We start from the raw sequence: 21,273 nt of genomic DNA, 5'->3' as shown, positions 1-21,273 counted from the left end.
CCTCCATGAGCCTCACGCATTTCGACACCAAGGGCGACGCCCATATGGTCGACGTCTCGGACAAGGAAGTGACCTCGCGCATCGCCACTGCCGAGGGCCACATCACCATGGCGCAGGAAACCTTTGACATCATTGCCGAGGGCCGCGCCAAGAAAGGTGACGTGCTGTCAGTGGCCCGCCTTGCCGGCATCATGGGCGCCAAGAAGACGCCCGACCTGATCCCGCTCTGCCATCCGCTGCCTGTGACCAAGGTCGCGGTCGAACTGACGCTGGATCCCGACCTGCCCGGCGTGCGGGTCGAGGCCACGGTCAAGACCACCGGACAGACCGGGGTTGAGATGGAGGCCTTGACCGCCGTTTCTACCGCCGCGCTCACAGTCTATGACATGGCCAAGGCGGTGGACAAGGCGATGGAGATCGGCGGCATCCGTGTCACGCTGAAAGATGGCGGAAAATCAGGCAGGTACGAGGCGTAGATGATCCCTGTCAGCGAAGCCCGCGCACATCTTCTGGCGCTTGTCAGCCAGCTGGAACCTGAGGAAGTCCCCTTGGACCAGGCCACAGGCCGCGTGCTTGCCCGCGATGTGCAGGCCCGCCGCGACCAGCCGCCGTTCTCCGCCTCCGCCATGGACGGCTATGCCGTCAACGCCGCCGAGGTTGAGCTGCACGCCATGTTCAAGGTGATCGGCGAGGCCGCTGCCGGCCACGCGTATCAGGGCAAGGTGGGTGCCGGTCAGGCGGTGCGGATCTTCACCGGAGCCCCGGTGCCTGAAGGGGCAAGTTTCGTTGTCATTCAAGAGGATGTGACCCGCAACGGCGACCTCATCACCATCACGGATGAGCCCGGCAGCAACCACAATATCCGTCCCCGCGGCGGCGACTTCACCGATGGCCAGACCGTCAGCGCACCGCGGCTGCTGGCCCCTTCGGACATCGCCCTGCTGGCCGCGATGAACCTCCCCTCGGTCACTGTCACCCGCCGCCCGGAGATCGCGCTGATCTCCACCGGTGACGAGCTGGTGATGCCCGGCGGCACGCCCGGACCGGACCAGATCATCGCCTCCAACACCTTCGGCCTCAAGGCGATGCTCGTGGATCTGGGCGCCCGCGCCCGCATCCTGCCGATCGCCCGCGATACCGAAAGCTCCCTGCGCACCGCGTTTGAGCTGGCTGAGGGTGCGGACCTGGTTGTCACTATCGGCGGCGCCTCGGTCGGCGATCACGATCTGGTCGGCAAGGTGGCGCAGGACCTCGGCATGGAGCGTAGCTTCTACAAGGTTGCCATGCGTCCTGGCAAACCGCTGATGGCCGGCCGCATGGGCAGTGCTGCAATGGCCGGCCTGCCCGGCAACCCGGTGTCTGCAATGGTCTGCGGCCATGTTTTCCTGGCCCCCATGATCAGAGCTATGCTGGGATTGCCTGCTGAAGCGCAGCAACTGCAGGAAGCAACCCTTGCAGAGCCGCTCGGTCAAAATGGCCCGAGAGAGCATTACATGCGGGCGCAGGTCGAAAACGGCCAACTGACGGCTTTTGAAAATCAGGACAGTTCGCTGCTCACCATCCTTGCGAACGCCAACGCCCTGCTGGTGCGGCCGCCGGGTGACCCTGCCCGCAGCGCAGGCGAAACGGTGCAATACCTTTCCATCTGATCCAGCTTCTTCTTTGCACAAAAACATCCGCCGGAGGCACGCGCCTCTGGCGCGTTCCCGTGCTGTCCGGAAAAACAGCCGTGTTGACACAAAACGTGAACATGCGTAGAACAAAAGAAAACATGAGGCACGGAGGGCGCGGCGATGCTCACAAAGAAGCAACTTCAACTGCTGGAATTCATTCACAAACGCTTGCAGCGCGACAGCGTGCCCCCCAGTTTTGACGAAATGAAGACCGAACTCGATCTCAGGTCGAAATCCGGTATCCACCGGCTGATCACGGCGCTGGAGGAGCGCGGCTTCATCCGCCGCCTGCCGCACCGCGCTCGCGCCATCGAAATCATCCGCCTGCCCGAAAGCCTTGGCGGCGCAGCTGAGCCGCAAGGCTTCGCTCCCAAGGTGATCGACGGCGGCCAGGCACGCGCCACGGCTCCAACAGCCGAACCAGCGGAACCGCTGCGCCAGGCAGCGGTTGAACTGCCGGTGATGGGACGGATTGCTGCCGGTGTGCCGATTGAGGCGATCAGCCAGGTCTCGCATCAGGTGGCGGTGCCGGGCGGCATGATCGCCGCCACCGGCCAGCACTATGCGCTGGAGGTCAAAGGCGACTCGATGATCGAGGCCGGTATCAACGATGGCGATATCGTGGTGATCCGCGAATCTTCGGCAGCCGATAACGGCGACATTGTTGTGGCGCTGGTCGAAGGCCAGGAAGCAACCCTGAAGAAGTATTTCCGCGAAGGCTCCATGATCGCGCTGGAGGCCGCCAACCCGGCCTATGAAACCCGCCGCTACCCCGAAGATATGGTCCAGGTGCAGGGCCGTCTTGTCGGCCTGATCCGCACTTACTGACTGCCGACCCCGCTCAGCAGCCGCCGCAGGCGGCGGATTTCCTGTCCCTCCGGCTGCCAGCCGGTCCAAGGCCGGTCGCCTGCTGTCTCCCGCGCCGTCAGAAACGCGCCGCTGCGTGTCAGGGCTATGCTGCCCGTCTGCCGCATCACTTCTGGCGTCAGCAGCAGGCAATCGCCGCTCCCTGCCACTGTGGTAACGATAATATCTGTTCCGGTGCAGTTGCTTACGGAGGAAAGTTTGCGCATGCCCGGTGCGTGAACCAGGCGGAACCTGTTACCTTTCCAAACCGCCAACCCGTCCAGCCCGCCAGCCCAGCGGGCGGCGGCGGCAGGCTGTGGCTCCGGATCTCCGTCATTCTCCAGCCAGACCCCTGCGATGAAGGCTTGCGCCTTGGCACGCGACAGCGCGCGCCCTTCCGGACCCATGACGCCGACCAGTCCGCCAGAATCGGCTATCAGGATGTGCGGGCGCTCCGCCATTGACCACAGCCCGAAGGCGGCGGCACAGGCTGTCAGGCCTGCCAGCCGCAGCCGCCCCTGCCAAACCACCGCAAAGACGAAGCCTGCAGCGAGCAATGGCAGAACCCGCGGCCCCGGTGCTGCGACATGCGATACGGACCCGTCAAAGCCGGACACGGTCCGGGCGACCCACAGGATCCACTCCATGCCCCATTGCATGACTGTCAGCCCGATCCACTCCAGCCCGAGCGGAGCCAGTGCCAGTGCCAGTACCGCAGCAGGTATCACGACCGTCCCCATCACCGGCACCGACAACAGGTTCGCCAGCAGCCCGTAATGCGGAATGGTGTTAAAATGCGCCGCGGCAAAGGGGGCCGTCGCAGCCCCGGCCACAGCAGAAGACAGCACCAGGGCAAGCAAGGGCCGCAGCCAGCGCGGGCCCAATGGAACCTCCCCGTCCCGGAGCGCGGCAAACACTGCAACCAGCGCCGCGGTGGCGGCAAAGCTCATTTGGAACCCGGGGCTCAGCAGGCTTTCCGGCCGCCTCAGCAGCACGATCAACGCCGCCACCGCCACAGCTCTCAAGGTGATTGCGCGCCGGTTCAGCAGCACCGCCCCGAACATTACCGCCACCATAACAAAGGCGCGCTCTGTCGCGACATTGCCGCCCGACAGCAGCAGATACCCGGACCCGGCGGCCAATGCAGCCGCCGCCGCGAGTTTCTTAACCGGCCAGCGAAGCGCAGCCCATGGAACCAGGCACATCAGGGTGCGAAGCGATGCAAAAACAAACCCCGTCAGCAGGCCCATGTGCAGGCCGGAGATCGCCAGCAGATGCGCCAGATTGCTTTGCCGCAGCGCGGTCAGTGTCTCCTCACCCACACCGCTTCGATCGCCCGCCGTGACAGCCGCGGCAAACCCGCCGCTCTCTCCGGGCAGCCGCGTCTGCAGATACTGTGCCAGCGTTCTGCGCAGCCGCTCGACCGGCTTGCCGCTGCCGGGTGCCTCGGCCAGCAGCACAGGAACCCTCGTGTAGCCAAGCCCGCCCAGCTGCTTGAACCAGGCGTGGCGGCGGAAGTCGAAGCCCCCCGGTTCCACCGGCCCCTGCGGCGGCAGCAGATGCGCGGTTGTCATCACTCGTGATCCGGGCTGCTGAATGTCAATTGATCCCTTCAGTGAAATTCTGACTTTCGCAGGCGTATCTGCAGGCGCGACCCGGTCCAGCCGCACCTGGTCCAGTGTCAGCCGCAGCGCATCCGTCGGAGAGCGGTCAATTGCCACTATCCGCCCCTCAACCGGCCCGTAATAGCGGAAGTCCAGAACCGGGGCGGCCGCCTGATGTGTGCGTGTGAACGCCAGGCAAATGCCAGCCGCCAGCAGCGCAGGCACCCAGCACAGAAAAGCCAAGGCGTGCCGTATCAACGCACAAGCTGCGAACAGCATTGAGGCAGCCGCCGAAACGGCAATACCCGTTGCGCTTGGTTCAGCCTTCAGGCTGAAATAGACGGCTATGCCCGTGCCCAGAAACACCGGCACCCAGGGAAACAGGTTGCCGCGCTGGCCTTGCAGAACGTTGCTGGCTGCAGTTCCAAGCCCCATGCTTGCCCCCCGCCGTCTCGCCCGGTAGACAGGCGGAAACTCTACGCCTCACATGGTTTCCAAAAGGTAAATCCTGCACATGACCCAACCGGTTGTCACCCGTTTCGCGCCTTCTCCCACCGGCTACCTGCACATCGGCGGCGCCCGCACAGCGCTGTTCAACTGGCTCTATGCCCGCGGCCGCGGCGGCAAGTTCCTGCTGCGGATCGAGGATACCGACCGTGAACGCTCCACACCGGAGGCCACCGCCGCCATCCTGCAAGGCATGGAATGGCTGGGTCTGGATCATGACGGCGAAGTGATCAGCCAGTTCGAACGCGCGGACCGCCACGCAGAAGTTGCCGAGCAGTTGCTGGCTGAAGGCAAAGCCTACAAATGCTTCGCCACGCAGGAAGAAATCGCCGCTTTCCGCGACCAGGCCAAGGCAGAAGGCAAGTCGACCCTCTACCGCTCGCCCTGGCGCGACGCGGCGGAGGCGAGCCACCCGGATGCGCCTTATGTTATCCGCATCAAGGCACCGCAGGACGGCGTAACTGTCATTAAAGACGAGGTGCAAGGCGACGTCACCATCCGCAACGACCAGCTCGACGACATGATCCTGCTGCGCTCGGACGGCACCCCGGTCTATATGCTGGCGGTGGTGGTCGACGACCACGACATGGGCGTGACCCATGTGATCCGTGGCGATGACCACCTGAACAACGCCGCCCGCCAGATGATGATCTATCAGGCGATGGGCTGGGACGTGCCGGTCTGGGCCCATATCCCGTTGATCCATGGCGCTGACGGCAAGAAGCTGTCCAAACGCCACGGCGCGCTCGGTGCGCAGGAATACCAGGCGATGGGTTATCCGGCGGCCGGCATGCGCAACTACCTGGCCCGTCTTGGCTGGTCACACGGCGATGACGAGTTTTTTACGGACGCGCAGGCCAAAGAATGGTTTAATCTCGCAGGCATCGGCAAAAGCCCTGCCCGGTTCGACACCAAGAAGCTGGAGAATCTCTGCGGCCAGCACATTGCCGTTAGCGATGATGCCGCGCTGCGGCAGGAAATTTGCGCTTATCTGGCGGCAGCCGGGGAACCCGCCCTCACTGACGCGCAGTCACAAGGGCTGGAGCGTGCGATGTATTGCCTCAAGGACCGGGCGCGCACTTTTCCGGAACTGCTTGAAAAAGCGCATTTTATCCTTGCCTCACGGCCTCTTGAACGGGATGCGAAGGCAGAAAAAGCGCTCACTTCTGTATCCGATGGTATACTGGGTGAATTGACGCCGCAGCTGCAAAATGCTAGCTGGGTCCGTGACGATCTGGAGGCGCTTCTGAACGCATTTGCAGAAGCACATGATACCAAGTTCGGCAAGCTGGCCGGCCCCTTGCGGGCGGTGCTGGCAGGCCGGGCGGTAACGCCTTCGGTGTTCGACATGATGCTGATTCTGGGCCGCGAGGAAACCCTCGCCCGGCTCAAGGACGCGACAGGCTGACTGCGGTCTTAACACCCGGTAAAGCCTGTTTTGATACGACAACCCCTGCGCGAAACCGCGCAGGCGCTGCCCCGCATGAAGACGCCCGGACGGGGCAGCTTTCGTGCCTGCAACAGGAAGGGACATCTATGACCGAGACACAGAAATCTGCCACGCTCACGCTGAATGGCGAAAATTACGAGCTGCCCATTTTCTCGCCGACGGCCGGGCCCGATGTTGTCGACATCCGCAAGCTCTATGCGCAGGCAGGTGTGTTTACCTACGACCCGGGCTTCACCTCCACCGCCAGCTGCGACAGCACCATCACCTATATCGACGGCGACAAGGGCGAACTGCTGCATCGCGGTTACCCGATCGACCAGCTGGCGTCCAAGTCGCATTACCTCGAGGTCTGCTACCTGCTGCTTTACGGCGAACTGCCGACCGCAGCCCAGCTGGAGGACTTCGAGACCCGTGTGACCCGTCACACCATGGTGCATGAGCAGATGCACAACTTCTTCCGCGGGTTCCGCCGCGACGCGCACCCGATGGCTACCCTGGTGGGTGTTGTCGGTGCGATGTCGGCCTTCTACCACGACTCGCTGGACGTGACCGACCCGTGGCAGCGCGAAGTTGCCGCCGTCCGCCTGATCGCCAAGCTGCCGACCATTGCCGCGATGGCCTATAAGTATTCGATCGGCCAGCCGTTTGTGTATCCCAAGAACGATCTGGATTACGCGGCCAACTTCCTGCACATGTGCTTCTCGGTTCCGGCCGAGGAATACCATGTGAACCCGATCCTCAGCCGGGCGATGGACCGTATCCTGACGCTGCACGCGGATCACGAGCAGAACGCCTCTACCTCGACCGTGCGTCTGGCATCCTCTTCCGGCGCGAACCCCTTTGCCTGCATCGCGGCCGGCATCGCCTGCCTTTGGGGCCCGGCCCACGGCGGCGCCAACCAGGCCTGCCTGGAGATGCTCAAGGAAATCGGCACCGTCGACCGCATTCCTGAGTTCATTGAACGCGCCAAGGACAAGAACGACCCGTTCCGCCTGATGGGCTTTGGCCACCGCGTCTACAAGAACACCGACCCGCGCGCGACCGTGCTCAAACAGTCCGCGGACGAGGTTCTGGAGCTCTTGGGTGTTGACGACAACCCGCTGCTGCAGGTCGCAAAGGAACTGGAGCAGACCGCGCTCAACGATCCCTACTTCATCGAGAAGAAGCTGTTCCCGAACGTCGACTTCTACTCCGGCATCATCCTGGAGGCGATGGGCTTCCCGACCTCCATGTTCACGCCGATCTTTGCGCTGTCGCGCACCGTTGGCTGGATCTCGCAGTGGAAGGAAATGATCGCCGATCCGCAGAACAAGATCGGCCGCCCGCGCCAGCTGTACCTCGGCGAAACCATGCGCGACTACGTCGACATCGAACAGCGCTAAACGCCGGTTCAAATCATCCAAACGCCCCGCAAACTGCGGGGCGTTTTCTTTTTCCGGGCACTGCCAAGCCGCTGACAATCCCCCGGTTTCTCCAGGATTGTTTCCGCAAACAGTTCAATATTTAAGAGAATTTGACTGGCCCTGCACAACCCACTACTGAACTGAAAAGTTTACTTACTGCTGACGGTACACTTCTGCGCGTATTGCGGAGTGCGCTCCGGCAGGCAGTTGGGGGATAGAAGACATGGAACTATTGATTCTGCTGGGTATCGGCCTGACCGTTGGCGGCATCGCCCTTGCGCTGGACGATGATGACGATGTCACAGGCGAGAAGATCACCGGCACAGAAGAAGATGATGACCTTGCCGGTGCCGAAGGCAACGACACGGTTTTCGCCGGGGACGGCAACGATATCGTAGACGGAAGCGGCGGCGACGACCGCCTGTTCGGCCAGGATGGTGAAGACCTGCTGGTAGGCGGCGAAGGCAATGACTTCCTGCGCGGCGGTTCGGACCCCGACCTGATCATTGACGGCACCGGCAGTGACACCATCTATGGGGACCTGGGGGGCGACTTGATTGTCTCGACCAGTGCTGTTGGCTCTGATCAGGCAGTACAAGCTGCACGGGACTACATTGCTCTCGATGACCCTGACGATTCCATTCTGCTGGAACCGGACTGGAGCACAGACACCGATTCAGACCCAGATAGAATTTACGCGGGCTATGGGGATGACACAGTCATTTCCGGCGATGGGGACATTGTGTCCCTCGGCGAGGGCGAGGATACCCAAATTGTCGGTGACTGGATCGATGCTGACGATGATGAGGTCACTGTGACGGATTTCAATACAAGTGAAGACGTCCTGGTGTATTCGCATGACGGCCAGGGACCGCTTCCCGAATTCTCGGTCACGCGTGACGATGACGGAACCGGTGAAGGCCAAGGCTCAGCTCTGGTTTTCGCTGACGGTGTTCTCGTCGCCCGCCTGTCAGGCGCAGGCGGTAGTTTTACACTGGGTAATCTGTCGGTTATCGACCAAGGAGAAAACGGCCGCCTGTTCTTCTAAAGCGGCCTGGCTTTCCCTTTCCGGCTCTCAGCGCCCCTCGAATTTCGCGGGGCGCTTTTCCATGAAGGCGGTGACCCCTTCCAGGAAATCACGGGTTTTGCCGCACTGGCCCTGCAGATGCGCCTCTTCCGACAGCTGCTCTGCCAGGGTGCGGGTGTAACTGTCGCGAAGGGCAGCCTTGGTTGCCGCCAGCGCCTTGGTCGGGCCTTCGGCCAGATAGGCCGCACGCGCGCGCCAGTGGGCGTCGAACTCCGTGTCCGGCACCGCCTCCCAGATCATGCCCCACTCGCTGGCTTGCTGCGCGCTGATGCGGTCGGCGAACAGCGCAGCCCCCGTTGCTTTGGCCAGGCCGATCTGGCGCGGCAGGAACCAGGTGCCGCCGGCATCCGGGATCAGCCCGATCCTGGTGAACGCCTGCATGAAGAACGCGCTTTCGCAGGCGATGACCACATCCGCCGCCAGTGCCAGGTTGGCCCCTGCCCCGGCTGCGGCGCCATTGACTGCGGCAATCACCGGCACCGGACAGTCATAAATCGCCTGCAGCATCGGCAGGTATTCATCACGCAGCGTGCGCTCCAGATCCAGCTTGCCCTGGCTGCCTGCATCGCTCAGGTCCTGGCCAGAGCAGAACGCATCGCCAGCGCCTGTCAGCACCACCGCCCGCGCCTCAGCCGCGGCCAGCCGCATCGCGTGGGTGATCTCGGACCGCATCCGGCTGGTCAGCGCGTTTTTGCGCGCCTCCCGGTTCAGTGTGATGACCGCCAGCCCGTCCTGCAGAGAAAACAGGATTTCCTTGTATTCCATCGAAGTGCCCTACCTAAAATCAGCCATGGGCCGCGCGATCAGTCCGCACGCGCAGCCGGTTGGCAGGCATCGTGACGCAAAGCGCGCGGGCCGGAAAGACAGACCCGGCGTCAATCCTCCAGGATTTTCCTGAGCCGTTCCTGCTCCTCCGCGTTCAGGGATTGCTCCGCCGCCTTGGGCGCGCGCGCCCGGCCGCGGACATAGAATACCCCGATCACCAGCGCCGCCAGCAGCATCAGGGGGCCTGCGGCCCAAAGCAGCAGGTTGGCCCCATATGCCGTGGGTTTCAGCAGCACATACTCGCCATAGCGGTCGACGATGAAATCAATTGCTTCGCGGTCGCTGTCCCCGGCCACCAGCCGCTCGCGCAGCAGGACGCGCAGGTCGCGGGCCAGGTCGGCGTTGGATTCGTCAATGCTCTCATTGCGGCAGACCAGGCAGCGCAGATCCTCGGACAGGTCGCGGGCGCGGGCCTCCAGCGCCGGGTCCTCCAGCACCTCATCCGGCTCCACCGCCAGCACCGGTGCCGTAACGAAGACTGCTACAGCCATCAGCGCTGCCAGCACAAGGATCAGAAAACGCATCTGTTTCATTCCGCTGGCACTCCCGCCGAAGGTGTCTTACGCGCGCCCGCAGCAACGCGGAAACGCCGGTCGCTGAGGCTGAGGAGCCCGCCAAGCGACATCAGGATGCAGCCCGCCCAGATCCAGTTGGCAAAGGGCTTGATATAGGTCCGCATGGTCCAGCTGCCGTCCGCCTGCTGGTCGCCCAGCACCACATAGAGGTCACGGGTCACGCGGTAATCAATCGCTGCCTCGGTGGTGGGCATCTTGGCAACCGGGTAGTCGCGCTTCTCCGGGAACATCACCGCCTCAGGACGGCCATTGCGGGTGACTTCGACGCGGCCCTTGGTGGTGAAATAGTTCGGTCCCTGCTCGCGGCTCACGTCTGTGAGCGTCAAGGTGAAGGCGCCAACTTCAAACGGCTCACCCAGCTTGGCTACGCGGATGTCCTCCTGCTCCCAGGCGGTCAGGCCCGCGATGGCAAAGATGGTGATGCCGAGACCGCCATGGGCCACGGCCTTGCCCCAGTCCGCCCGCGGCAGCCGCAGCATGCGGCCAAGGCGGTTCGTCTTGCCGCTGCGCAGCCACAGGTCGGCCAACGCGCCAAACACCATCCAGGAGCCAAGGAACAGCCCCACCGGACCCAGCGCGGAACGCCCGGTCTGCATCGCCCAGGCCAAGACGCCCAGCGACACTGCCAGCCCGAACACATAGCGCAGCTGCCAGGCCACCTTACCTATCCGCCCGCGCTTCCAAGGCAGCATGGCCCCGATCGGCATGATCAGCCCGAGGACCACCATGAACGGCGTGAAGGCAGAGTTGAAGAACGGCGGGCCGACGCTCAGCTTGCGGGCAAAGACCATCTCCGCGACGATCGGCCAGACGGTGCCGAAGAACACCACAAAGCAGCTGACCGCCAGCAGGATGTTATTGGCCACCAGCGCGGTTTCGCGGCTGACCATGCCAAACAGGCCCTTGGCTTCCATTGCCTGGGCGCGGGCGGCAAACAGCGTCAGCGCGCCGCCGGTGAAAAACGCCAGGATGAACAGGATGAACACGCCGCGTTCCGGGTCGTTGGCAAAGGCGTGCACGCTTGTGATGATGCCGGACCGCACGATGAAAGTGCCGATCAGCGAGAAGCCGAACGCCAGGATCGCCAGCAGGATGGTCCAGCTTTTCAGCGCCTCGCGCTTTTCCACCACGATGGCGGAGTGCAGCAGAGCGGCGGCCAGCAGCCAGGGCATGAAGGAGGCGTTTTCAACCGGGTCCCAGAACCAGAAACCGCCCCAGCCCAGTTCGTAATAGGCCCACCAGGACCCCAGCGCGATGCCGATGGTCAGGAACACCCAGGCCGCCAGCGTCCAGGGCCGCACCCAGCGGCCCCAGGCGGCGTCGATGCGGCCTTCGATCAGGGCCGCAACGGCAAAGGAAAACGCCATCGAGAGGCCCACATAGCCGAGGTAGAGGAACGGAGGGTGGAAGGCCAGCCCCGGGTCCTGCAGCAGCGGGTTCAGGTCCTGCCCGTCAAACGGCGGCACCGTCAGCCGCAGGAACGGGTTGGAGGTGAACAGGATGAACGCAAAGAAGGCGACGCCTATGGCCGCCTGCACTGCCAGCACGCGGGCCTTGAGCGTGGGCGGCAGCCCGCCGCCAAAGACCGATGCCATGGCGCCGAACAGGCTGACGATCAGCACCCACAGCAGCATCGAGCCCTCGTGGTTGCCCCAGGTGCCGGAGATCTTGTACAGCATCGGCTTGGCCGAATGGCTGTTGAGCGTCACCAGCTTCAGCGAGAAGTCGGAGGTGATGAAGGCCCACATAAGTGCGCCAAAGGCAAAGGCTGTGAACAGGAACTGCGCCTGCGCCGCCGGTTCGGCCACGGCCATCCAGCCGGGCCAGCGTTTGTGGGCGCCGATCAAGGGGATAACGGCCTGCACGATGGCAATCATGAAGGCGAGAATTAGGGCGAAATGTCCGAGTTCTGTGATCATGTGCCGGTCTGTCCATGCATGGTCTTCAGGGATGGGTTTCCTATACGCCTGTATGCCGGCAGGGCCAATGGCAAACGCCGCGCCACGCCGCCGCAGAGGGCAAATTGTGATCAGCCGCGGCGGGCTCTCCAGGCCCGCAAGGCCGGGTTGGTCTCCGTTTCCGTTGCATCCAGGCGCGCGGCGGCGTCAGTGCCGGTTGCAGCGGCAGCCGGTGAGTCTGCCCTCAAAGCCTCCAGCGCCGCGACATTCCGGGCGACCTGCGGCGTTCGTGCCATGCTGGCAGCAAGTCCCTTCTGAAAGTCCTGGCTTTTGACCTGATGGCGGGCGCCAAAATAGAAGGAGACGATAACTCCCAGAAGCCACCACAAGGGTTCCGGAACCAGGGCCAGCCCTTGCATTCTTGCAGCAAACCAGACTGGATCTGACAGTGCGGCCCCCATCAGAGCCAGTGTCCCCAGTGCCAGCAAGGGCCGGGGCAGCCTGTTCACCCCGTCCATGAAGCGGTCGAACCGGCTTTTGCCGCCATACTGGAATTCGGCTGCCAGTTGGCTCAGCGCAGCGCCTTGCATGTCATGCGCCCGCGCGGCACCCGCCTCGGCATTTTCGCGGAATACCTCAACGGTTTCGCGCAAGACATTGCGCCGGTTGCCGAAAATCAAACCCAGAACATCCGTGATCAGCCCCATTCTGCAGTCCTCCTCTGAAAGGCCTGGCGGCTCAGGTGGTACTGGGCAGAGATGAATTCCTCCGCCCGTTTGATCCAACCGCCCTTGGTGCCATCCCGGGCACGGGCGTATTTGCGGCTGGCCGCACGGCGGTCGGCGAGGCGGAAATAGTAATTGCGCCGGGCAATCCCGTAGGCGTCGCGAAGGGCGTCCGCGTCGACCAGAGCCGCCTGCTCTGCGGCGGATGCGGTTTGGGGGCCGATGACGCCATCCACGGCAACGTCAAATCCCATTTCCCGCAGCAGGCGCTGCAGGATGCGCACCGCGTTGTTGCCTGCATTCACATACATGTCGAAGACCGTCGCCTGCAGGCTGGGTGGCAGGCTGGCGATGCGGGGCGCCTCGTAATAATGGCGGATGAAAATCTCCACCGCCTGCGCCCGGCTGAGCGCCCGCACATCCGCGATGCCAACGCGTCCGTCGCCGGTCAGGTCGAACCCCAGCCGCCGCATCGTGCCGATGGTCACCCCGTATTTGGTGGCGCCGCCCGGATCAGCCGGGTCATTCACAAAGCCGCCTTCGCGCGCCACGATCTGTTCCGCAATCTCAGTCACTGTCAGCATGTCACCTCACCACTTTCCGGTTCGGGTCATACTGCCGCACAGGGCCTAAGATCCCCTGACACCACCGTACGCAGGGTACGCAACACCCCTGCGGGGCGCTGGTGCGCCGCGCATCGCGCGGCGCCGGGCCCAACGCAAAACGCCTCCCGGAAGGGAGGCGTCTTTGCGGCGGGAGGGCTCTGTTCCAGACCCGGAGATCAGGTTGGTGATCAGGATTCCGGTTCCTGATAGACCCCTTGTTCCTTCAGCGCATCCATGACTTCCTTGGGCATATAGGTTTCGTCGTGTTTCGCCAGGATTTCAGTGGCTTCAAAGACACCGTTGACGTAGCTTCCGGTGCCGACCATGCCCTGGTTCTCCTCGAAAAGATCAGGCAGAACGCCGGTATAGGCCACCTGCACCGTGGCGCCGCCGTCGGTGACGGCAAAACGCACGGTCTCGCCCTGGCCGCGCTGCAGCGAGCCTTCGGCCACCAGCCCGCCGATGCGGAACACCTCGGAGGGTTTCGGCGGCTCCTCCGCCACCTGGCTGGGCGAACGGAAATAGTTGATCCCGTCTTTCATGGCCGTGCCAATCAAGGCGGTGGCAACGATCAGGGCCACCGCGGCAACGGCGATGACCTGGATACGGCGCTGTTTCTTCAGGTTCTTCATGGTGTCCTCAATTCAAGCCCAATTCAGCGCCGCCCTGGATCAGGGGAACAGCGGCGCCATCATCAGGCCTTCGGTCTCGTTCTCACCTAACATCAGGTTGGCGTTCTGCAAGGCCTGGCCGCTGCTTCCTTTTGTCAGGTTGTCCAGTGCTGCGATGACAATGGCGCGGCCTTCGATCCGGTCCTGTGCCACGCCGATATGGCAGAAGTTGGAGCCGCGCACGTGGTGGGTGCTAGGCGCCTCGCCAAAGGGCAAAAGTTCGATGAAGGGCTCATCGGCGTAAGCCTTGGCAAAGGTGTCATGGATCGCCTTGGCGTCGCCCTTGATATAGACGGTCGCCAGAATGCCGCGGTTTACCGGCAGCAGATGCGGGGTAAACTGCACCTTGACCGGGCGGCCCGCGATCTTGCTGAACTCCTGGTCGAACTCGCCCAGGTGCCGGTGGGTGCCGCCGATGGCATAGGCGTTGTAGCCCTCGCTCAGCTCTGCGTGCAGCAGGTTTTCCTTGAGCGACCGGCCGGCGCCAGAGACGGCGCATTTCAGGTCCAGGATGATGTCGTCCAGGTCGATGACGCCCGCCGCGATCAGCGGCCGCAGGGCGAACTGGCCGGTGGCAGCGTTGCAACCCGTCCCGGCCACCAGCCGCGCGGATTTGATCTCATCCCGGTAGAATTCGGTGAGGCCATAGACCGCCTCTTCCTGTTGCGCCAGCGCGGCATGGGGGTTGCCGTACCACTTCTCGTATTCCGCCGGGTCGCGCAGCCGGAAGTCTGCCGACAGGTCAACGATCTTGAGGTCTTTCGGCAGGGCTTTGATCACTTCCTGGCTGGTCTTGTGCGGTAGCGCGCAGAAGCAGAGGTCGATACCCGCAAAGTCGATCTCATCGATCTTGCACAGCACCGGCAGCTCCATATGGCGCAGGTGCGGAAACACTTCGGCCATGGTCATGCCGGCCTTGCGGTCGGCGGACAGCGCCGCGATCTCGATATTCGGGTGCTGGGCAATCAGCCGCACCAGTTCGGCGCCGGTGTAGCCGGAAGCGCCAAGGATAGCCACTTTATGGGTCATGTCAGACCTCGTCTTTCAATGTGATATGCCGGTTCCGCAGCCATCTGCGGAGAGAGATAGGAAATACTGCGCCTCAGCACTTTGACTTGGAACAAGGTTCCGGGACGTTTGCGCTCAGGCCGCCTGAAAGGTGATTTCCCGTCGGAGAAACTGGGTCGCGCGGTCGCTGACACGGCCCGGATTGCCGGTGGTATAGAACCCGCCCGCGCCACTGCCGTACATGTCCGGGTGGCGGGTCAGATAGTCCGACAGGCTGTCAGCCACCAGGCTGCCCTGGCTGAATACCTTGACCTCCGGTCCCAGCGCCTCCTGAAAGGTTTGCTCCATCAGCGGATAATGGGTGCAGCCAAGGATCGCGGCCTGCGGGTGCGGCATCTTGCGTTTCAGCGCATCGACGTGGGAGCGCACCAGCGCTTCGGCCAGGATCATATCGCCGTCCTCGATCGCGTCGACAACGCCGCCGCAGGCCTGCGCCTCGACATCGACACCAATGGCGCGGAAGGCCAGCTCCCGCTGGAAGGCACGGCTGGCAACAGTGGCCGGCGTGGCGAACAGCGCCACATGCTTCACCTCGACCTCGCGCGGGGGCGAGTTGTCGCCCCACTGCCGTTCGGTCAGCGCCTCGATGAGGGGCACAAAGACGCCCAGCACCCGTTTGCCCTGGGGCAGCCCGCCCTCCTGCATCCGGCGCAGCGCGGCGGCAGAGGCGGTGTTGCAGGCGAGGATCACCAGATCGCAGCCCTTATCCCACATGTCATGAACAGCGGCTTTGGTCAGCTGATAGACATCCTCGGCATCGCGCACGCCATAAGGCGCGCGGGCGTTGTCGCCGTAGTAAAGGAAATCCACATCCGGCAGGCGCTTTTGCGCCGCGTCCAGGACGGTCAGCCCGCCCAGGCCTGAATCAAAGATGCCTACAGCCATGTCGCCTTCTCACGCGCGGTGTTTCTCTTCGAACTCAAACCCGTACGCGTAGGATTTGAGCGGTTCTGGAGAAAGCTCATACGTCGCTTTGCGCAAGAAATCCATAAGTGCTTTTGTGTCTTTGGCCATTGGCGCCAGAACGTCGCGGCCGATGGGCGCGCCGATCACCACCCGGACCGGGGTATCGACGCGTTTGCGGAATTCCTGGATCAGCAGTCCCATGCGCAGGGTGGAATGCAGGTGGCTGGCGATCTGGAACAGGCGCGATGTATGGCCTCCAAAGAACACCGGCACCACCACGGCCTCGGACTTGGCGATCATCCGGGCGGTGAAGCCGCGCCAGCCCGGGTCCATCGGATGACCCATGGGGCGCGCCGCGGTGGACACGGTGCCGCCCGGAAAGATGCCGATGGCGCCGCCCTGCCCCAGATAGCTGAGCGCCGCCTTGCGGGTTTGCAGGTTGGTCTGCACCGCCTCCCGGGTTTCGGCAAAATCAACGGGCAGGATCACCCTGTTCAGGTCTTGGGCCTTGCGGAAAACATGGTTTGCCAGGATGCGGAAATCGCCGCGGGTCTGGGCCAGGATATGCCCCATCATCAGCCCGTCGAGGATGCCGTAAGGATGGTTGGCAATCAGGATCACCGGCCTGTCCCGCGGTATATTCGCCAGCGTTCCGCCTGCAATATCCAGCGTCAGTCCGTAGCGGTCTGCCATCACGGCCCAGAAGTCCCGGCCCGCCGCCACCTCCTGTTCGTAACCGGCAGCGCGTCGGATCAGGTTCAGCCGGCCGGTGGAGTTCTCCATCAGCCGGATCACCGCGCGGCCTGCGCGGGTCGAGGCGGAATGGGCATAAGAAATGTCACGTGCGGTATGGTGCTGCGCCTGCATCCGGGCGGATCTCCGTAGGGTGTCTGCAGCCAGATAAGGCCGGCAACCCTGCATGCAACAGGCTTGTGACGCAGGTGTGACGATGTGCTGCCGATTCCCGCGCAAGGTCGGCAAATTGGTCAGGCCGCGGTCTCCCGGTTGCTGCCCATAAGAGGCAGGCCCTCCAGCCCGGCCCCGCGCCACAGGACATAGGTCAGGATCGGCTGTGCGCCCGTGTTCATCGCATGCGGCTGCCAGCCGCCGTGCAAGCGCGTTTCGCCAGCGCCCAGCCAGCGCTCGCTGTCTTCGGTCAGGAACTGCGCGCCGCCGCCGAGCACCACATACAGCTCTTCCGCCTCGTGGCTGTGCCAATCGTATTTCAACCCGGCGCCCCAATAGGCGATATAGCCGCGCAAATTTGTAGATCGGAAATGGCCGGTCGGGCCGAACAGCTCGAAGTAGCCGTAGTTCTGCAGGAAATGCGCGCCGACCTCGGCCTCGGTGTAGGTCTGGGTCCAATGCGCTTGGGATGCCGAGGTGCGCAGAGCATTGATCAGCGGCTGGGTCACGGGCGTGCCCGGCTGGCTGAACCCCGCTACCTGGTCTTGCGCGGGCATTGCTGCGGGCGCAAGCGCAGTCGGCTGCAAGTCACTGGGCCAGGGTGCAAACTCGCGCAGGGCAGGCAGCTGGCTGTGCAGTTCACGTGCGGCCTTCAAGGCCTGAGAGAGGGACATCGGGCGGCTCCTTTCCGGTGCAGCAGAAACATGCAATTCGGGCCGAGCCTAGCGGCGGCGCATAAAGCCGCGCGCTGCATTTGCAGGAAAATTTGCCAAAAGCGACCGCCGCAGCAAAAAAAATCAAGCGGACAGGATCCAAAAGGCGGAACGGCAAGCGCCGCGCGTCAGCACGGCGCCGGGCCCAACGGGTTTGGGCCTTTCTTTGAAAGGGTCAAGGCGGGCGGGAGTGCCCCGCCCTGCCCCGGGTGTTACTCAGCGGCTTTACTCTGCCGCCTGTTTCAGCGGCACGCCGCCCTGGCGCAGCGCGGCCAGCAGCTCCTCGCGGCGTTTGGCGGCCTTCTGCTCGTTCGCCATCTTGACCGGGCCGAAGCCGCGGATCTGCAGCGGAAGTTCGGCCAGTGCGACCAGCGGCTCCATAATCTCAGGCGCGGCTTTGGGCAGCCATTCCTTCATGTCAGCCTCATACTGCTTGATCAGCGCGCGTTCCATCTTGCGCTCTTCGGTGTAGCCGAAGACGTCCAGCGGCGTGCCGCGCAAGCGTTTCAGCTTGGCCAGCAGCCGGAACCCGCGTTCCATGCCGGCGCCGAACTTGCGCTTTTTCGGTCGGCCGTTGGGGTCGGTGCCGCCCAGCATCGGCGGGGCCAGGTGGTAGGAAAGCTTCAGATCGCCCTCAAACGCCTCTTCCGCTTTGGCGCGGCTGTCGAGCAGCAAGCGGGCGACCTCGTACTCATCCTTGTAGGCCAGCAGTTTGTGATAGCCCTTTGCCACCGCTTCTTTCAGCGCGGGATCGCTGATGCCGTCCAGCAGCTTGCCGTAACGCTTGGCCAGCCCCTTGCCCTGGTAGGCTACCAGATGATCAGCGCGAAAGGCGATTTTCTCCTCCAGCGTCTTGGGCTTATTCACCACCTTGGGCGCGATCAGCCTGGCGGCTTCTTCCGGGTGCAGCACGGCCCAGCGGCCGATGTCGAAGGCGCGCTTGTTGCGCTCCACCGCGGCGCCGTTCATCTCGATCGCCTGCGCGATGGCCTCAAAGCTGACGGGGATCAGACCTTTCTGCCAGGCGCCGCCGAACACCATCATGTTCGAGAAGATCGAGTCGCCCATGGTGGCGCGGGCCAGCTCGGAGGCATCAAACAGGTCCAGCTGGTCGCGCAGACGCGCCTGCAGGGCCAGTTCCAGACGGTCGGACGGCACCTTGAACTCGGTGTTCTTGGTAAACTCACCGGTGATGATTTCGTGGCTGTTCACAACCGCGCCGGTCTTGCCGGTGGTGGTCAGCCCCAGGGTTTTGGCGCCGGCACTCACCACCAGGTCGCCGCCGATCAGGGCGTGCGCCTCGCCGGTGGCAACGCGGATGGCTGAAATATCCTCGGGCTTCTCCGCAATCCGGCAGTGGATATGCACCGCGCCGCCCTTCTGGGCGAGGCCGGCCATCTCCATCAGGCCCGCGCCCTTGCCGTCGATCTGCGCTGCCTGCGCCAGCACCGCGCCGATGGTCACCACGCCGGTGCCGCCAACGCCGGTGATCACCACATTATGCGTGCCGTCGATCGCCGGCAGGTCCGGCTTCGGCAGATCCGGCAGGTCCAGGCCCGCGGTTGCTTCCTTGCGGATCTTGGCGCCTTCGACGGTCACGAAGGACGGGCAGAAGCCGTTGAGGCAGGAGAAATCCTTGTTGCAGGAGGACTGGTCGATAGCGCGTTTGCGGCCAAGCTCGGTGTCCTTGGGCACGATGGAAACGCAGTTTGATTGCACGCCGCAGTCGCCGCAGCCCTCGCAAACGTCACTGTTGATGAACACCCGCTGGTCCGGATCCGGGAACTGGCCGCGCTTGCGGCGGCGGCGTTTCTCGGCGGCGCAGGTCTGGATGTAGATAATGGCGGAGACGCCCTCGACCTGTTCGAGCTCGCGCTGGACCTTCATCATCTCGGCGCGTTCATGCATCCGCATGCCCGCCGGGAACAGGGAGGCGTCGACGTCTTCCTTCTCGTCATAGACCACGGCCATGGTCTTGACGCCCATCGCCTTCAGCTCATGCGCGATCTGCTGCGCGGTCAGGCCGCCCTCGGCCTGCTGGCCGCCGGTCATCGCCACCGCATCGTTATACAGGATCTTGTAAGTGATATTGGTGCCTTCGGCCAATGCAGCGCGGATCGCCTGCACGCCGGAGTGGTTGTAGGTGCCGTCGCCCAGGTTCTGGAACACATGCTTGCGGGTGGAGAACGGCGCCTCGCCGACCCAGTTCACTCCCTCGCCGCCCATATGGGTGAAGCCGGTGGTTTCGCGGTCCATCCACTGCACCATGAAGTGGCAGCCGATGCCGGCATAGGCGCGGGAGCCGTCCGGCAGGCGGGTGGACGAGTTGTGCGGGCAGCCGGAACAGAAGTACGGCAGCCGGGTGGCGATTTCCTCGGCGTTGTCGGCGCGGCGCGCCTCTGCCAGCGCCTCCAGCCCTGCCTTGATCGCTTCGGTCTCGCGGCCTTCCTCGATCAGGATGCCGCCCAGTTTCTCGGCGATCATGATCGGGTCGAGCGCGTATTTGGTCGGGAACAGCTCCTCGCGGTGCATGCCGCCGGCGCCGCCCTTGTACCAGCCGTAAACCCGGCGGCCGCGGCGGTTGTCAAAGATCGCTTCCTTGATCTGGATCTCGATCAGCTTGCGCTTTTCCTCGACCACGACAATCAGGTCCAGGCCTTCGGCCCAGTCGTTGAAGCCTTTCATGTCCATCGGCCAGGTCTGGCCCACCTTGTAGGTGGTGATGCCGAGGCGCTCGGCCATGTTCTCGTCGATGTTCAAGAGCTTCAGCGCATGCACCAGGTCGAGCCAGTTCTTGCCCGCAGCGACAAGGCCGATCTTGGCACCGGGTTTGCCCCACACGCGCTTGTCCATCTTGTTGGCATGGCTGAACGCCTCTGCCGCAAAGCGCTTGTAGTCGATGATGCGGTTTTCCTGGCGGAAACGGTCGTCATCCAGGCGGATGTTCAACCCGTCGGCGGGCATGTCGAACTCAGGAGTGACAATCTCCATCCGTTCCGGCCGGGCATCGACTACCGAAGTGACCTCAATAGTGTCCTTCATGGTCTTGAGGCCGGTCCAGAGGCCCGAGAAGCGGGAAAGCGCATAGCCATAGATGCCATAGTCCAGGATCTCCTGAACGCCCGCCGGGCTGACGATCGGCAGGTAGCAGTCCAAGAGCGACCATTCCGACTGATGCAGCACGGTGGAGCTTTCGCCGGTGTGGTCGTCACCCATCGCCAGAAGCACGCCGCCGTATTTTGAGGAGCCGGCCATATTGGCATGCCGGATCGCATCGCCGGAGCGGTCGACGCCCGGCCCTTTGCCGTACCACAGGCCAAAGACGCCGTCGTATTTGCCTTCGCCGCGGACCTCTGCCTGCTGCGCGCCCCAGAGCGCGGTGACAGCCAGATCCTCGTTCAGACCGTACTGAAAGGTGACGTCAGCCTCCTTCAGCTGCTTTTCGGCGCGGGACATCTGCAGGTCCACGGCCCCCAGGGGCGACCCGCGGTAGCCGGTGACCAGCCCGGCGGTGTTGAGGCCTGCCGCCTTGTCGCGGTGCTTCTGCATCAGCATCAGGCGCACCAGCGCCTGGGTGCCGTTCAGCAGAACCGGCGATTTGGTCAGGTCGTATTTGTCGTTCAGCGTGATTTTCGGCGTGCTCATCGTGGCCTCCTCAACCGGGATTAGCTTGCACTTTCTGCCCGCAAGAATAGGTCATAATTGCTGACCTGAATAGCCGCATTTTTTTCGTTTTTGCTCGCTTGCACCGTGAAAACTGATACATAACTAAGATTTCATACAGTCGGCCCCGAACGGACAGAAAGTAACG

18 protein-coding genes are annotated in these 21,273 nt (G+C 63.5%); 6 read left to right on the top strand and 12 right to left on the bottom strand.

All coding sequences use genetic code 11. The features are described from left to right. Positions 1-5 precede the first annotated feature (5 nt). The 3 genes from moaC to lexA all read left to right on the top strand — a co-directional run bounded on the left by moaC (position 6) and on the right by lexA (position 2,501). The gene (gene moaC, locus N6L27_RS01040; protein WP_271905211.1) at positions 6-476 is read left to right on the top strand and encodes a cyclic pyranopterin monophosphate synthase MoaC; all 471 of its coding nucleotides are present in this window, start codon (positions 6-8) and stop codon (positions 474-476) included. Then, the gene (locus N6L27_RS01035) at positions 477-1,649 is read left to right on the top strand and encodes a molybdopterin molybdotransferase MoeA (RefSeq protein ID WP_271905210.1); all 1,173 of its coding nucleotides are present in this window, start codon (positions 477-479) and stop codon (positions 1,647-1,649) included. 144 nt (positions 1,650-1,793) lie between these two features. Further along, a complete protein-coding gene (gene lexA, locus N6L27_RS01030) occupies positions 1,794-2,501 on the top strand; it encodes a transcriptional repressor LexA (protein WP_271905209.1) in 708 nt (235 codons plus the stop codon). Here lexA and N6L27_RS01025 read toward each other — a convergent pair. Then, positions 2,495-4,558: a ComEC/Rec2 family competence protein gene (locus N6L27_RS01025; RefSeq protein ID WP_271905208.1), complete on the bottom strand. Its 2,064-nt coding sequence runs from the start codon at positions 4,556-4,558 to the stop codon at positions 2,495-2,497. The two genes, lexA and N6L27_RS01025, sit on opposite strands and share 7 nt — an antisense overlap. Before the next feature lie 79 nt (positions 4,559-4,637). On the opposite strand from N6L27_RS01025, the gene gltX reads away from it, so the two are divergent. From gltX to N6L27_RS01010, 3 genes are all read left to right on the top strand, one after another. Beyond that, positions 4,638-6,038, top strand: coding sequence for a glutamate--tRNA ligase (gltX, locus tag N6L27_RS01020; protein WP_271905207.1), 1,401 nt, complete (start codon positions 4,638-4,640; stop codon positions 6,036-6,038). Between the two features lie 128 nt (positions 6,039-6,166). Further along, positions 6,167-7,462: a citrate synthase gene (locus N6L27_RS01015; RefSeq protein WP_260018389.1), complete on the top strand. Its 1,296-nt coding sequence runs from the start codon at positions 6,167-6,169 to the stop codon at positions 7,460-7,462. A 244-nt stretch (positions 7,463-7,706) separates the two neighbouring features. Next, positions 7,707-8,531, top strand: coding sequence for a calcium-binding protein (locus tag N6L27_RS01010; protein WP_271905205.1), 825 nt, complete (start codon positions 7,707-7,709; stop codon positions 8,529-8,531). A 27-nt stretch (positions 8,532-8,558) separates the two neighbouring features. Here N6L27_RS01010 and N6L27_RS01005 read toward each other — a convergent pair whose 3' ends face one another. The 11 genes from N6L27_RS01005 to N6L27_RS00955 all read right to left on the bottom strand — a co-directional run bounded on the left by N6L27_RS01005 (position 8,559) and on the right by N6L27_RS00955 (position 21,107). Beyond that, complete coding sequence (locus N6L27_RS01005) at positions 8,559-9,335, bottom strand: enoyl-CoA hydratase-related protein (RefSeq protein WP_271905204.1); 777 nt, start codon at positions 9,333-9,335, stop codon at positions 8,559-8,561. A 110-nt stretch (positions 9,336-9,445) separates the two neighbouring features. Beyond that, on the bottom strand, positions 9,446-9,919 hold the full coding sequence (locus N6L27_RS01000; RefSeq protein ID WP_271906227.1) for a cytochrome c-type biogenesis protein: 474 nt from the start codon (positions 9,917-9,919) through the stop codon (positions 9,446-9,448). Between the two features lie 5 nt (positions 9,920-9,924). Continuing rightward, a complete protein-coding gene (locus N6L27_RS00995; protein ID WP_271905202.1) occupies positions 9,925-11,889 on the bottom strand; it encodes a heme lyase CcmF/NrfE family subunit in 1,965 nt (654 codons plus the stop codon). Between the two features lie 110 nt (positions 11,890-11,999). Then, complete coding sequence (locus N6L27_RS00990) at positions 12,000-12,575, bottom strand: holin family protein (RefSeq protein ID WP_271905201.1); 576 nt, start codon at positions 12,573-12,575, stop codon at positions 12,000-12,002. Next, a complete protein-coding gene (locus N6L27_RS00985) occupies positions 12,566-13,177 on the bottom strand; it encodes a holin-associated N-acetylmuramidase (RefSeq protein WP_271905200.1) in 612 nt (203 codons plus the stop codon). Before N6L27_RS00985 ends, N6L27_RS00990 begins: the two co-directional genes overlap by 10 nt. A gap of 209 nt (positions 13,178-13,386) precedes the next feature. Then, positions 13,387-13,830: a cytochrome c maturation protein CcmE gene (gene ccmE / locus N6L27_RS00980; RefSeq protein ID WP_271905199.1), complete on the bottom strand. Its 444-nt coding sequence runs from the start codon at positions 13,828-13,830 to the stop codon at positions 13,387-13,389. Positions 13,831-13,869: 39 nt separating this feature from the next. Beyond that, on the bottom strand, positions 13,870-14,898 hold the full coding sequence (gene argC, locus N6L27_RS00975; protein ID WP_271905198.1) for an N-acetyl-gamma-glutamyl-phosphate reductase: 1,029 nt from the start codon (positions 14,896-14,898) through the stop codon (positions 13,870-13,872). A gap of 114 nt (positions 14,899-15,012) precedes the next feature. Further along, complete coding sequence (gene murI, locus N6L27_RS00970; protein WP_271905197.1) at positions 15,013-15,822, bottom strand: glutamate racemase; 810 nt, start codon at positions 15,820-15,822, stop codon at positions 15,013-15,015. Between the two features lie 9 nt (positions 15,823-15,831). Next, positions 15,832-16,710 carry a lysophospholipid acyltransferase family protein gene (locus tag N6L27_RS00965; protein ID WP_271905196.1) on the bottom strand — a complete coding sequence of 293 codons (879 nt, stop codon included), beginning with the start codon at positions 16,708-16,710 and terminating at the stop codon, positions 15,832-15,834. Positions 16,711-16,829: 119 nt separating this feature from the next. Beyond that, positions 16,830-17,423: a dimethylsulfonioproprionate lyase family protein gene (locus N6L27_RS00960; RefSeq protein ID WP_271905195.1), complete on the bottom strand. Its 594-nt coding sequence runs from the start codon at positions 17,421-17,423 to the stop codon at positions 16,830-16,832. 264 nt (positions 17,424-17,687) lie between these two features. Beyond that, a complete protein-coding gene (locus tag N6L27_RS00955) occupies positions 17,688-21,107 on the bottom strand; it encodes an indolepyruvate ferredoxin oxidoreductase family protein (RefSeq protein WP_271905194.1) in 3,420 nt (1,139 codons plus the stop codon). Positions 21,108-21,273: the final 166 nt, after the last annotated feature.

This window comes from Leisingera sp. SS27, from assembly GCF_028368855.1.
Taxonomy (GTDB): Bacteria; Pseudomonadota; Alphaproteobacteria; order Rhodobacterales; family Rhodobacteraceae; genus Leisingera.
This window is presented reverse-complemented; position numbering and strand designations above follow the sequence as displayed.